Origin of the sequence: Pseudomonas sp. RC4D1 (assembly GCF_018390395.1) — a bacterium.
In the GTDB taxonomy this organism is placed as follows: Bacteria; Pseudomonadota; Gammaproteobacteria; order Pseudomonadales; family Pseudomonadaceae; genus Aquipseudomonas; species Aquipseudomonas danubii.
Genome location: NZ_JAHBAW010000001.1, coordinates 1910215 through 1923348 on the forward strand (window position 1 = coordinate 1910215; position 13134 = coordinate 1923348).

Here is a 13134-nt window from a genome sequence, read left to right on the forward strand (position 1 = left end):
GGCGGGGCGCGTGCCGCGCCTCGGGCAAAGGGCTCAGGGGCAGGCGGTTTCGTGCAGGTACAGCCACTGCACCGCATCGTCCTGGACCCGGATGATCGCCAGTGACAGGCGCGAGGTCTGGCTCTGGTTCAGGCAATGGGTTTCCTTGTAGCGGATCGCCGCGCTGTGGCCTTCCTGCCACAGGCAGTGCAGATCGCTGACGATGATCTCCAGCCCGGCGCGGGTGCCCAGGGCACCGCGAAACAGCTGCTCCACCTGTGCCCGGCCAACCAGGGCGCCACTGGTGGTCACCATCTGGAAATCCTCGGCGAACAGCGGCAGCAGTTGCTCGATGCAGGCCGCGCCATCCCCCCGTTGATCGGTGAAGACACGGTGAATCAGTTGATGAATCCAGTGCACGCTGTGCTGTGCCTGTTTAACGATCGAGTTGGGCATGGGAGGCCTTTTGTGGAGTGAGTCTGCCGAGGGCCGGCAAGGGAAGCAGGCCGGCCAGGGCGGCCAGCAGCAGGCTCAGGTGATAGGCCGCGAGAGCGTCCAGGTACCTGAGCAGGAGGTTGTAGAGCATCAGCAGCAAGGCGGCGCCAAGGCTGAAGGCCAGCTGCCGGTTGATGTTCCAGATCACGCTGGCCTTGTGCGTGTCGCTGCCACTGAAGTCCAGCAGTGCGGTGGTCTGGGCGGTGTTGGCGCCGGCGCCGCCACCAAGGCCCATCAGCAGGTAGGCCAGCATGATCAGCGGCAGGTCGGATGTCGCGTTGACCCAACACAAGGTGGCGATGCCGGCGCTGTGCAGCACCAGGGCGATGGCGAACAGTCGCGGGGCGCCGATGCGGTGGTAGTAACGCCCGCAGGCCAGCATCGCCAGCAGGGCACCGGCGGCATACAGCAGCATGAACATGCCGCTGTGTTGCGCGCTCAGGTGCAGGCTGTCCTGCAGGAAGAACAGGCTCAGCAGGTTGACGCCGGTGAAGATCCCGGGAATCGCGTGGTAGATGCCCACCGACAGGCCGAGGCGGGGATTTTTCAGCAGGTGCAGATCGACGATGGGCTGGGGGCAAGCCTGGCAGTGCCTGCGGTACAGCGCGGCCAACAGCAGGCCGGCCGCGAGGCAGAGCAGGGCCTGATGGGCCGGGTAGCCGCTGCCGTACAGCGACATGCCCAGCAGCAGGCTGCCCAGGCTGGCGCTCACCAGCAGCAGGCCGCGCAGGTCCGGTCGGGCCGGATGCGCCGTGCGTTCGCTGCGGACCCAGCGCCAGGACAGCAGCGCCGCCAGCAATGACAACGGCAGGCTGGCGAAGAACACCCAGCGCCAGGAACTGTGGTCGACGATCGCGCCGCCCAGGGTCGGTGAGAGTGCCGGGGCCAGGAGTGCCACGGCCATGATCAGGGTCGAGATGCGCGCCCGTTGCGGGCCCTGGAACAGGTTGAAGGTCAGGGCTTGCCCCAGGGGAATCAGCAGGCCGCCGGCCATGCCCTGCACCAGTCGCCAGAACACCAGCCACCTGAAGTCGTCGGCCAGCCCGCAGAGCAGGGCCGCGCCACTGAACAGCAGCATCGAGGCGCTGAGGATCTCCCGGCTGCCGAAGCGTCCTGCCAGCCAGGTGCTGATGGGAATCACCAGGGTCAGGCCGAGAATGTAGGCGTTGGCGACCCAGGCCACGCTGGCGCTGGAGACCTGCCAGTGCGCGGCGATGCTCGGCAGGGCCACCGCCGACATGAAGATGTTCACGCAGTCGATAAAGAATCCGAGAAGAAATACCACCGCCACTTTGTATCTGTAGGTCATGCCGCCTCCGTTTTGCCCGCAGCTTAGGGAGGCTGGGCGGAGACTGTCGAGGTACCTATACTTGACGCATTGTTTAACAGGATTTGACAGTGAGCGAGACCTTTCACGGCCAACTGCACCGGGTGCAGACCTTTCTCGCGGTGGTGGACTTTGGCTCCTACACCCGCGCCGCGCAGTACCTGGGCATCAGCAAGGCCATGGCCAGCCTGCATATCAAGGCGCTGGAGCAGGCCCTGGCCAGTACCTTGCTGATCCGCACCACGCGGCATATCGCCCTGACGGAAAGCGGCCAGGACCTGTATGACGAATTCAAGGGGATTGTCGCCAATATCGATACCGCCTTTGACAACGTGCTGCACGGACGTAACCGGGTCAGCGGCAAGTTGCGCATCAGCTCCACGGCGGAGTACGCCGAGACTTTCGTGCTGCCGATCCTGCCGTTGTTCACCGCGCGCTACCCCGAGGTGCGCCTGAGTTATCACTTCAATTCGTCGTTGAATGACCTGGTGGCGGAAAAGCTCGATCTGGTGATTCGCCTCGGCCACCTGGCGGACTCGGGTTTCAAGGGTCGCAAGCTGGCGGACTACGGCATCGCCCTGGTGGCCAGCCCGGATCTGCTCAAGGGCGTGGAACTGGCGCAGGCCGAGGATCTCTGCCGCTTGCCGTGGATCGGCAACAGCAATCTGGCGGGGCCGCCCAGCTGGACCTTCAATCATCCGCGTCGGGGCGAGGTGGAGGTGCGGGTCAACCCCGGGCACGAGTCCAATTCGGCGACGGCGATTCGCGCCCTGGCCCTGGCCGGCCTGGGGCTGGCGGTGCTGCCCGAATGGCTGGTGCTCGACGACCTGGCCAACGGGCGCCTGGTGCGGGTGCTGCCGCCGTACAGCCTGGCGCCGCAGCCGGTGCATGTGCTGTTTCCCAACAGCGCCCACTTGCCGCGCAAATCCCGGGTGTTCATCGATTTTCTCGCCGAACACCTGGGGCATTGAGAGGGGGGCAGGGTGCTGGCGGTTTCGGTGAGTCCGGGGATGGAGGATACTCGCCGGGTCGTTCGATCTGAATTCCGGGGACCCCCATGCCGCTGCAATCCTTGAACAGTCTGTCAGCCGTCGATCCTGTGCAATGGGATGGCCTGCTCAAGGACGGGCAACCCTTTGTCCGTCACGCCTTTCTCAGTGCCCTGGAAGACAGTGGCAGCCTGGGCCCGGGCTCCGGTTGGCAGGCCGAGCACCTGCTGCATGTAGAAGACGGCCGGCTACTGGCGGCCCTGCCCAGCTATCGCAAATGGCACTCCTACGGTGAATACGTGTTCGATCATGGCTGGGCGGATGCCTGCGCGCGGGCCGGGATCGACTACTACCCCAAGCTGCTGACCGCGGTGCCGTTCAGCCCGGTGAGCGGCGCCCGGGTGTTGGCGGCGACCCAGGCGGACGCCTTCGAACTGCTGAAAAGCCTGCCCGGTTACCTGGAGATCGAAGGGCTTTCCAGCGCTCACATTAACTTCACCGACGACTTCAGCGATCAGGCCCTGGAACAGCAACCGGGCTGGTTGCAGCGCCTGGGCTGTCAGTTCCACTGGCAGAATCGCGGCTACCGGGATTTTCAGGATTTTCTCGACGCCTTGAGCTCGCGCAAGCGCAAGCAGATGCGCAAGGAGCGCGAACAGGTGGCGGGGCAGGGCTTTGATTTCCAGTGGTTCGAAGGCCATGAACTGGACGAGGCACTGTGGGATTTCGTCTATGCCTGCTACGCCAATACCTATGCGGTGCGGCGCCAGTCGCCGTACCTGACCCGGGCCTTCTTCAGCCTGCTGGCCGAGCGCATGCCCGAGGCGATTCGCGTGGTCCTGGCCAAGCAGGGCGGGCGCCCGGTGGCCATGGCCTTCAGCCTGGTGGGGGGCGACAGTTTCTACGGCCGCTACTGGGGCTGCCTGGCGGAGTTTGACCGCCTGCATTTCGAGACCTGTTTCTATCAGGGCATGGACTACGCCATCGCCCAGGGGCTGCAGCGCTTCGACGCCGGGGCCCAGGGCGAGCATAAACTGATTCGGGGCTTCGAACCGGTGATCACCCGCTCCTGGCATTACCTGCGTCACCCCGGGCTGAATGCCGCGGTGCAGGATTTTCTGCATCGGGAGCGGGTCGGGATTCGCGCTTATGCCGAGGAGGCGAGGGACGCCTTGCCCTATCGGCAGGCGTGATCCTCGCCGCCGTTGCTCAGCCGTCTTCCTTGCCCAGCCAGCGGTAGAGCACGGCGCCGATCACCGCGCCGAGGATCGGTGCCAGCCAGAACAGCCACAGTTGCTGCAGGGCCCAGCCGCCGACGATCAGCGCCGGGCCGGTGCTGCGGGCCGGGTTGACCGAGGTGTTGGTGACCGGGATCGAGATCAGGTGGATCAGCGTCAGGGCCAGGCCGATGGCAATGGGCGCCAGCCCCGCCGGGGCGCGTTTGTCGGTGGCGCCCAGAATGATCACCACGAACATCCCGGTCATCACCAGTTCACAGACAAATCCCGCTGCCATTGAATAGCCGCCGGGGGAGTGCTCGCCATAGCCATTGGAGGCCAGCCCCGAGGCCAGCTCGAAGCCGGGCTTGCCGCTGGCAATGAAATACAGCAGCGCTGCGGCGATGGCCCCGCCGATGACCTGCGCCACGATATAGGCCGGTAGCTCCCTGGCTGGAAAGCGTCCGCCCACCACCAGGCCCACGGACACGGCGGGATTGAGGTGGCAGCCGGAAATATGGCCGATGGCGAAGGCCATGGTCAGCACCGTCAGGCCGAAGGCCAGGGCGACGCCCAGCAGACCGATGCCGACATTGGGAAACGCCGCCGCCAGCACGGCGCTGCCGCAGCCGCCGAGAACCAGCCAGAAGGTCCCGAGCAATTCAGTCATGGAACGTTTGAACAAAGACATGAGTGATTCCTTGATAGGCCAACCTATCAACGCGATACAACTGTTATGCATCCCGCGGGTTAACTGCAGGTTCTGTCCCGGAACCTAGGCTCAGTACAGCAGGCTTTTGGCGCAATTCCAGCCCACAAAAAAACGCCAGGGCCCCTGGAAACGGGGCCCTGGCGTTGCGAGGCACAACCTTCTGCACCTGATTGCTGTAGCCGCTGCCGCAGGCTGCGACCGAGTCTGCAGGACTCGCAAGGCGACCACCGCGATTGACCAGGCAAACCGCGGATGCAGGTCCTGCGGCCCCTGCGGTGCCGATCGCAGCCTGCGGCAGCGGCTACAGATCAGTCGCCGCCGCCGGTCAGTCGATGCCGACGAATCCTCCAGTCTGGTGCTGCCACAGGCGTGCGTACAAACCACCATGGGCCAGCAGTTCGGCGTGGGTGCCGGCTTCGGCAATGCGCCCCTGTTCCAGGACGATCAGGCGGTCCATGCGGGCGATGGTGGAGAGACGGTGGGCGATGGCGATTACGGTCTTGCCCTGCATCAGGGTCTCCAGGCTTTCCTGGATCGCCGCTTCCACTTCCGAGTCCAGGGCCGAGGTGGCTTCGTCCATGATCAGGATCGGCGCGTCCTTGAGCAGCACCCGGGCAATGGCGATGCGCTGGCGCTGGCCGCCGGACAGCTTGACCCCGCGTTCGCCAACGTGGGCATCGAAGCCGGTGCGGCCCTGGGCGTCGGACAACTGCGGGATGAACTCGTCGGCCCGGGCCTTGCGCACCGCTTCCCAGAGCTCATCGTCGGTGGCATCGGGGCGGCCGTAGAGCAGGTTGTCACGGATCGAGCGGTGCAGCAGCGAGGTGTCCTGGGTGATCATGCCGATGCGCTCGCGCAGGCTTTCCTGGGTCACCTCGGCGATGTTCTGGCCGTCGATGAGGATCTGCCCGCCCTGCAGGTCGTAGAGGCGCAGCAGCAGGTTGACCAGGGTCGATTTGCCGGCCCCGGACGGGCCGATCAGGCCGATCTTCTCCCCGGGACGGATGTCCAGGTTGAGGTCGCTGATGACCTTGTTGGCCTTGCCGTAATGGAACTCCACATGCTCGAAGCGCACGCCGCCCTTGGCCACCGCCAACTTCGGCGCCTGTTCGCGGTCGGTGAGTTGCAGCGGTTGGGCGATGGTCTTGAGGCCGTCCTCGACCATGCCGATGTTCTCGAAGATGCCGTTGATCACCCACATGATCCAGCCGGACATGTTGACGATGCGGATCACCAGGCCGGTGGCCAGGGCGATGGCCCCGGCGCTGATCAGCGACTGGCTCCACAGCCACAGGGCCAGGCCCGTGGTGCTGACGATCAGCAGGCCGTTGAGGCTGGTGATGGTCACGTCCATGGCGGTGACCACGCGGCCGGCCAATTGGCTTTTCTCGGTCTGTTCGGCGATGGCTTCGCGGGCGTAGCTCTGTTCGAAATGGGTGTGGGCGAAGAGCTTGAGGGTGGTGATGTTGGTGTAGCCGTCGACGATCCGCCCCATGAGTTTGGAGCGGGCGTCGGAGGCGTCCACCGAGCGCTTCTGGATGCGTGGCACGAAGTAGCGCATGGCACCGATGAAACCGGCGATCCACAGCAGCAGGGGGATCATCAGGCGCCAGTCGGCGTCGGCGAACAGCACCAGGGAGCCGATGGCGTAGATGGTCACGTGCCACAGGGCGTCGATCACCTGCACCGAGGAGTCCTGCAGCGAATAGCCGGTCTGCATGATGCGCTGGGCGATGCGCCCGGCGAAGTCGTTCTGGAAGAAATTCAGGCTCTGGCGCAGCACGTAGCTGTGGTTCTGCCAGCGGATCAGGCTGGTCATGCCGGGGTTGATGGTCTGGTGCATCAACAGGTCGTGCAGGCCCACCATCAGCGGCCGGAACAGCAGGGCCACCACCGCCATCCAGGCCAGCTCCAGGCCGTGGTCGGTGAATACCTGGACGCTGGGCGTGCCCTGGGCCAGGTCGATGATGGTGCTCAGGTAGCTGAACAGCGACACCTCGATCAGGGCCACGAACAGGCCCACCACCAGCAGGGCGACGAAGCTGGGCCAGACTTGCTTGATGTAGTGGAAGTAGAAGGGCAGGACCCGATTGGGCGGGGTGGCGCTGGGGGCGTCGCGGAAGATATCGATCAGTTGTTCAAAACGACGAAAGAGCATGGGGGTCTTGAAGCCCGGGGTACGGGCTCTCCTGTTCTGAAAGCGGACGGGGCGCCGGGTAGGGCGCCGCCGTCGGGACAGGCTGCGGAATTCAGTCGATGCGCTTGGCCGACTTGATCAGCACCGGGTCCACAGGCACGTTTTGCATGCCTTGCTTGGTGGTGGTCTGGGAATTGACGATCTGGTCCACCACGTCCATGCCGCTCACCACCTTGGCGAACACCGCGTAGCCGGCATCGCGGCCCGGGTCGAGGAAGGCGTTGTCGGCGACGTTGATGAAGAACTGGCTGGTGGCCGAGTTGGGGTTGGAGGTGCGGGCCATGGACAGGGTGCCGCGGACGTTATGCAGGCCGTTGGAGGCTTCGTTCTTGATCGGGTCGCGGGTGTCTTTCTGCACCATCTGCGCGGTGAAACCACCGCCTTGGGCCATGAACCCCGGGATTACCCGGTGGAAGATGGTGTTGTTGTAGAAGCCGCTGTCGACGTAGTCGAGGAAGTTCTTGCTGGAGATCGGTGCCTTGACCGGGTCCAGTTCGACTTCGATCTTGCCGAAGCTGGTGTCCAGCAGGACGTGAGGCGCCTTGGCCGGTTGGGCGGCCATCAGGTTGGCAGCGAACAGCACGGAGCCGGCGACGAGGGCGATTTTTTTCAGCATGGTTCAGTGATCCTGAGTGGTGGTGTCGACTGTGGTTATGAAGTCCAGCAGGGTGTGGTTGAAGCGCTGCGGCTGGTCCAGCGGCGTGGCGTGTCGGGAGTCCTCGATCACCACCAGCCGTGCATCCGGCAGCAGTTTGACATAAGCCTCTTTGACCGCCACCGGGGTGTAGTCGCGGTCGGCGCTGACGACCAGGGTTGGACAGGTGATCCGCCCCAGACGTTCCTGCACTCCCCAGCCGACGATGGCGTCGAAGCTGGCGAGATAAGCACGTTTGTCGTTTTTTGCCCAGCGCTCGGCCATCTTTTGCCGCAGCTCACCCTGCTCCGGCTTGGGAAACAGGCGCGGCCCCAGGGCCTTGCCGATGGCGGCCGGGCTCAACACCCGGGCCAGGCTCCAGCGCTTGAACCACTGCCAGTAGTCATTGGCGCTGCGTAGCTTGACCTCGGGGGCGCTGTTGACGATGCACAGGCTCTTGAGCAATTGCGGCTGATCCACCGCCAGCTGGAAGCCGATCATGCCGCCCATGGACAGCCCGACGTAGTGCGCGGGACCCAGGTTCAGGTGCTCGATCAGCGCCACGATGTCGGCGCTGAAGCCCGGGATGCTGTAGCGCTCCCGAGGTTTGTCGGAACGCCCGTGACCGCGAATGTCCGGGATGATCAGCCGGTAGCGGGCCGAGAGCTCGGGGATCTGCTTTTCCCAGTCCAGGGCGCTGGAGCCCAGGCCGTGAACCAGCAGCAGGGGTTCGCCCCGGCCGTATTCCTCGTAGTGCAGGGTGCAACCTTCATGCTCGAAATACGCCATGGCAGAACTCCTGTTCTGGTGGGTGGGACGTCAGGCTTGCTCGGGGGCGGCAAAGGGCGCATCCAGGGGCGCGGTGTCGAAGGTGCGCAGCAGTTCCACGAGGATCTGCGTGGCCGGGCCCAGGGGTTTGTCCTTGTTGGAATAGAGGAAGAAGGTCGGATGGCGGCTGCCGCCCTGGTCCAGGGGCAGGACCTTGAGCAGGCCTTCGCGCAGCTCCCGTTCGATCAGGTGCCGGGGCAGCCAGGCAAACCCCAGGCCGCTGCTGACGAAGGTCGCGGCGGTGGCCAGGCTGCCCACGGTCCAGCGTTGTTCGGCGCCGAGCCAGCCCACATCCCGCGGTTGCTGGCGGCCGGAGTCGCGGATCACCACTTGCAACTGGCTTTCCAGGTCCTGGAAATGCAGTTCGCGTTGCAGGCGGTGCAGGGCGTGTTCCGGGTGGGCCACGGCGACAAATTCCACCGAACTCATCTCGGTGCCCAGGTAACCGGGAATGTTGAAGCCACTGATGGCCAGGTCGGCCACGCCTTCGAGCAGCACTTCCTCGACCCCGGACAGTACTTCTTCGCGCAGGCGTACGCGGCAGCCACGGCTTTGCGGCATGAAGGCGGTCAGGGCGCGCACCAGGCGCGCGTTGGGGTAGGCGGCGTCCACCACCAGTCGCACTTCGGCTTCCCAGCCCTGTTCCATATGGTGGGCCAGGTCTTCCAGCTGGCTGGCCTGCTTGACCAGTTGTCGTGAGCGGCGCAGCAACACGCCGCCGGCCTCGGTGAGTACCGCCTTGCGGCCATCGATGCGCAGCAGCGGCACGCCGAGCTGGTCCTGCATGCGCGCCACGGTGTAGCTGACCGAGGACTGCGAGCGGTGCAGGGCTTCGGCGGCCTGGGCGAAGCCGCCGTGATCGACCACCGCCTGCAGGGTGCGCCATTGATCCAGGGTCACGCGGGGCGCTTTCATGAGGGACTCCTCTTGTCCTAAGCTGGCGCTCCTTATTGGAGACTGCCGAATGAGAAAATTCTGTTGTGTGTTGCTGGCGCTGTTGCCCCTCGGCGCCTGGGCCTATCCCATCGATGTCGAGAAGCAGTTGAACGGCCAGAGCATCGACTACACCACCTTTGCTACCGATGAAGACATCGGCTCCATCCAGTTGAACAACTACGGCAAGAACGACGCCGTGTGTTCGGTGGTGTTTCGCAATGGCCCCGAGGCGCCCCGCACCCGCAAGGTGGAAGTGGCGGCCGGCAAGAGCAAGAACGTGACCGCCAAGTTCAATCGCAAGATCATCAAGCTGCGCCTGGACCTGAACTGCCAGGCCAAATGATGGACTCTGGGCCGGCCCGGCGTGCTGCGTTGGGGCTGGCTCCGCTTATAAACGAATTTGTTGATTGGTTATAGCAGTTATTTGCGCTTTTTCATCGATATCACTCTGTTTAATCTGCGCTCCATCGACTTACGCATACCCCGATGGAGGCTTCAGCCATGTCCCGTGTCCTGATCATTGAAAGCAGCGCCCGCCAGCAGGATTCCGTATCCCGGCAATTGACCCAGACCTTTATCCAGCAATGGCAGGCCGCTCACCCCGGCGACTCGATCACGGTGCGTGACCTGGCCCGCAACCCGGTGCCGCATTTGGACGCCAACCTGTTGGGAGGCTGGATGAAACCTGCCGAGCAGCGCAGTGCCGCCGAGCAGGAGTCCCTGCAGCGCTCCAATGAGCTGACCGAGGAGCTGCTGGCCGCCGACGTGTTGGTGATGGCCGCGCCGATGTACAACTTCGCCATTCCCAGCACCCTGAAAGCCTGGCTCGATCATGTGCTGCGTGCCGGGGTGACCTTCAAGTACACCGACACCGGGCCCCAGGGACTGCTCACCGGCAAGCGTGCCTACGTGCTCACTGCTCGTGGCGGTATCTACGCCGGCAGCAGCGCCGATCACCAGGAACCCTACCTGCGTCAGGTCATGGGCTTTATCGGTATCCACGACGTCGAATTCATCCACGCCGAAGGTTTGAACCTGGGCGGCGACTTCCACGAAAAGGGCTTGAACCAGGCTAACGCCAAGCTGGCCCAGGTGGCCTGAGCCCCGTTGGGCGAAGCGGCGCTGCAAGATGGGCGCCGTTAATCCGCAGATAATCCGCCGGTGTTCAAGTAGCGCCTGCGGATCCCCTTCAAGCCGGTTCGCGCATCGAACCTCCCTTTGCACTGGTTGTTTCTTCAGTGCCGACGCCCGATTGCACGCCTAGCGAGATCGGGCTTTTTTTTGCCCGGGATTTCATCTGTACCGGCAAAACCGCTATCGTCGCCGCCATTCAAGATGAGGCGAACATGGGCTATCTACTTTTTGTCACTCTGATCCAGGCATTTTCCTTCAGCCTGATCGGCGAATACCTGGCCGGGCATGTCGACAGTTACTTCGCGGTGCTGGTGCGGGTGCTGCTGGCGGGGCTGGTGTTTCTCCCGCTGACCCGCTGGCGCCGGGTGGAACCGGCCTTCATGCGCGGCATGCTGCTGATCGGGGCCCTGCAGTTCGGCATCACCTACGTGTGCCTGTACCTGAGCTTTCGGGTGCTGACGGTGCCGGAGGTGCTGCTGTTCACCATCCTCACGCCCCTGCACGTGACCCTGATCGAAGACGCCCTGAACCGGCGCTTCAACCCCTGGGGGCTGCTGGCGGCGCTGGTGGCGGTGGCGGGCGCGGTGGTGATTCGCTACGACAGCGTCAATCCGGACTTCTTCATCGGCTTCTTGCTGCTGCAACTGGCCAACTTCACCTATGCCGCCGGGCAAGTGCTGTACAAGCACCTGGTGGCGCGCTACCCCAGCGACCTGCCGCATTACCGGCGCTTCGGCTACTTCTACCTGGGGGCGTTGCTGGTGGTACTGCCGGCGTTCCTGCTGTTCGGCAAGGCCCATTACCTGCCTGATGCGCCGCTGCAATGGGCGGTGCTGCTGTTTCTCGGCCTGGTGTCCACGGCATTGGGGATGTACTGGTGGAACAAGGGCGCATGCCTGGTGACCGGCGCCACCCTGGCGGTGATGAACAACCTGCATGTGCCGGTGGGGCTGCTGGTCAACCTGCTGATCTGGAACCAGCATGAAGACCTGGGGCGCTTGTTGCTGGGCGGGTTGGTGATCCTTGGGGCGGTGTGGATCAGCCGCCGCGGCTCTGCGGTGCTGGCGACTCGCTGAGGCAGCGATCCAGGGGCTGGATGCTGGCGGCGCTGCCGGGCTGGTTGTAGCCGCTGCCGCAGGCTGCGACCGAGTCCGCAGGACTCGCAAGGCCGCCGCCGCGTATGACCAGGCGAACCGCCAACACAGGTTTCACGGCCCCTGTGGGGCCGATCGTCCGAACGCGGCCCGAACCTTCGGCAGCGGCTACAGGTTAAAGCGCGTGCTTTTCTGGTTGTGGAACATGGCTGGCGCCCGCTATCGCCGGCAGCAAACCGGCCCGCAGATCGGTGCCGCTGGGCTGCTGGTAGAGGTTCAGGCCAAATTCCGGCATCACCGCCAGCAGGTAATCGAAGATATCCCCCTGGATGCGCTCGTAATCCACCCAGGCCGTGGTGCGGGTGAAGCAGTAGATCTCCAGCGGAATGCCCTGGGCCGTGGTCTGCATCTGGCGCACCATGCAGGTCATGTTCGGCTGGATCTCCGGGTGGCTCTTGAGGTACGCCAGGGCATAGGCGCGGAAGGTGCCGATATTGGTCATGCGCCGGCGGTTGGCCGATAGCGCGGCGACGTTGCCCTGGGCTTCGTTCCAACTCTTGAGCTCGGCCTGCTTGCGCCCGATGTAGTCGGTGAGCAGACGCACCTTGCTCAGTCGCTGTTCTTCGTCGTCATGCAGAAAGCGCACGCCGCTGGCATCGATGTACAGGCTGCGCTTGATCCGCCGACCGCCGGATTGCTGCATGCCGCGCCAGTTCTTGAACGACTCGCTCATCAAGCGCCAGGTCGGGATGGAGACGATGGTCTTGTCGAAGTTCTGCACCTTGACCGTGTGCAGGGTGATGTCCACCACATCGCCGTCGGCGCCCACCTGGGGCATCTCGATCCAGTCGCCGACCCGCAGCATGTCGTTGCTGGTCAACTGCACGCTGGCGACGAAGGACAGCAGGGTGTCCTTGTAGACCAACAGGATCACCGCCGACATGGCGCCCAGACCGGACAGCAGCAACAGCGGCGAGCGGTCGATCAGGGTGGCGACGATGATGATCGCGCCAAACACATACAGCACCATCTTCGCCAGTTGCACGTAGCCCTTGATCGAGCGAGTGCGGGCGTGTTCGGTGCGCGCGTAGATGTCCAGCAGGGCATTGAGCAGGGCGCTCAAGGCCAGGAGCTGGAACAGGATGGTGAAGGCCATGGCCAAGTTGCCGAGGAACAGCAGGCTGGTCTTGCTCAGCTCCGGCACCAGGTGCAGGCCGAACTGGATCACCAGGGACGGGGTCATTTGCGCCAGGCGGTGGAACACCTTGTTGTGGCGCAGATCATTGAGCCAGTGCAGGGACGGCTGGCGGCCCAGCAGCCTGACGGCGTGCAGGACCAGGTAGCGGGCCACTCGTCCGAGCACCAGGGCGATCACCAGTAACAGGGCCAGGCCGATGCCTGCGTGCAGGAGAGGGTGTTGATCGAGGGCTCCCCAGAGGTCCTGGGTATTGAGCCAGAGCTGTTTGAAATCCATGGGCTAAAACGATTCTTCTATGAGGCACAAGGGCAGGATTAGAGCATTTAACCCTGGGAAAGTTACGGTTAAGGACAAATCGGCTAACAAAAAACCAACTCTTTGCCACCGTTTGCAC

General features: G+C 64.1%; 13 protein-coding genes. 5 read left to right on the plus strand and 8 right to left on the minus strand.

Annotated features, from left to right (window positions below; all coding sequences use genetic code 11):
• Nucleotides 1-33 precede the first annotated feature (33 nt).
• Both KHO49_RS08770 and KHO49_RS08775 read right to left on the minus strand, forming a co-directional pair.
• Nucleotides 34-435, minus strand: a complete 402-nt coding sequence (locus KHO49_RS08770) for a hypothetical protein (RefSeq protein WP_115581824.1) — start codon at nt 433-435, stop codon at nt 34-36.
• On the minus strand, nt 416-1783 hold the full coding sequence (locus KHO49_RS08775; RefSeq protein ID WP_213664906.1) for an MFS transporter: 1368 nt from the start codon (nt 1781-1783) through the stop codon (nt 416-418). The genes KHO49_RS08770 and KHO49_RS08775 overlap by 20 nt, the downstream gene beginning before the upstream one ends.
• A gap of 83 nt (nt 1784-1866) precedes the next feature.
• Between KHO49_RS08775 and KHO49_RS08780 the strand changes: the two genes are divergently transcribed.
• Together KHO49_RS08780 and KHO49_RS08785 are read left to right on the plus strand one after the other, a co-directional pair.
• Nucleotides 1867-2772, plus strand: coding sequence for a LysR family transcriptional regulator (locus tag KHO49_RS08780; protein ID WP_102878796.1), 906 nt, complete (start codon nt 1867-1869; stop codon nt 2770-2772).
• 86 nt (nt 2773-2858) lie between these two features.
• Nucleotides 2859-3983: a GNAT family N-acetyltransferase gene (locus KHO49_RS08785; RefSeq protein WP_110595123.1), complete on the plus strand. Its 1125-nt coding sequence runs from the start codon at nt 2859-2861 to the stop codon at nt 3981-3983.
• Between the two features lie 16 nt (nt 3984-3999).
• Here KHO49_RS08785 and aqpZ read toward each other — a convergent pair whose 3' ends face one another.
• The 5 genes from aqpZ to KHO49_RS08810 form a co-directional block, all read right to left on the minus strand.
• A complete protein-coding gene (gene aqpZ / locus KHO49_RS08790) occupies nt 4000-4698 on the minus strand; it encodes an aquaporin Z (protein ID WP_102861680.1) in 699 nt (232 codons plus the stop codon).
• A 346-nt stretch (nt 4699-5044) separates the two neighbouring features.
• Nucleotides 5045-6877 (minus strand): ABC transporter ATP-binding protein, encoded by a 1833-nt coding sequence (locus KHO49_RS08795; RefSeq protein WP_213664907.1) that lies wholly within the window; start codon nt 6875-6877, stop codon nt 5045-5047.
• Between the two features lie 91 nt (nt 6878-6968).
• The gene (locus KHO49_RS08800) at nt 6969-7532 is read right to left on the minus strand and encodes a peptidylprolyl isomerase (protein WP_102861682.1); all 564 of its coding nucleotides are present in this window, start codon (nt 7530-7532) and stop codon (nt 6969-6971) included.
• A gap of 3 nt (nt 7533-7535) precedes the next feature.
• On the minus strand, nt 7536-8339 hold the full coding sequence (locus tag KHO49_RS08805) for an alpha/beta fold hydrolase (RefSeq protein ID WP_102878798.1): 804 nt from the start codon (nt 8337-8339) through the stop codon (nt 7536-7538).
• A 30-nt stretch (nt 8340-8369) separates the two neighbouring features.
• Nucleotides 8370-9293: a PA3225 family LysR-type transcriptional regulator gene (locus KHO49_RS08810; protein WP_102878799.1), complete on the minus strand. Its 924-nt coding sequence runs from the start codon at nt 9291-9293 to the stop codon at nt 8370-8372.
• Nucleotides 9294-9342: 49 nt separating this feature from the next.
• Here KHO49_RS08810 and KHO49_RS08815 point away from each other — a divergent pair, with 49 nt between their 5' ends.
• The 3 genes from KHO49_RS08815 to KHO49_RS08825 all read left to right on the plus strand — a co-directional run bounded on the left by KHO49_RS08815 (nt 9343) and on the right by KHO49_RS08825 (nt 11524).
• Nucleotides 9343-9657, plus strand: coding sequence for a 3-phosphoglycerate kinase (locus KHO49_RS08815; protein WP_213664908.1), 315 nt, complete (start codon nt 9343-9345; stop codon nt 9655-9657).
• Between the two features lie 158 nt (nt 9658-9815).
• Complete coding sequence (locus tag KHO49_RS08820) at nt 9816-10415, plus strand: FMN-dependent NADH-azoreductase (RefSeq protein WP_102861686.1); 600 nt, start codon at nt 9816-9818, stop codon at nt 10413-10415.
• 245 nt (nt 10416-10660) lie between these two features.
• Nucleotides 10661-11524 carry a carboxylate/amino acid/amine transporter gene (locus KHO49_RS08825; protein ID WP_102878801.1) on the plus strand — a complete coding sequence of 288 codons (864 nt, stop codon included), beginning with the start codon at nt 10661-10663 and terminating at the stop codon, nt 11522-11524.
• 193 nt (nt 11525-11717) lie between these two features.
• On the opposite strand, the gene KHO49_RS08830 is transcribed toward KHO49_RS08825, so the two are convergent.
• Nucleotides 11718-13016: a mechanosensitive ion channel family protein gene (locus KHO49_RS08830; protein WP_115581831.1), complete on the minus strand. Its 1299-nt coding sequence runs from the start codon at nt 13014-13016 to the stop codon at nt 11718-11720.
• Between the last annotated feature and the right edge of the window lie 118 nt (nt 13017-13134).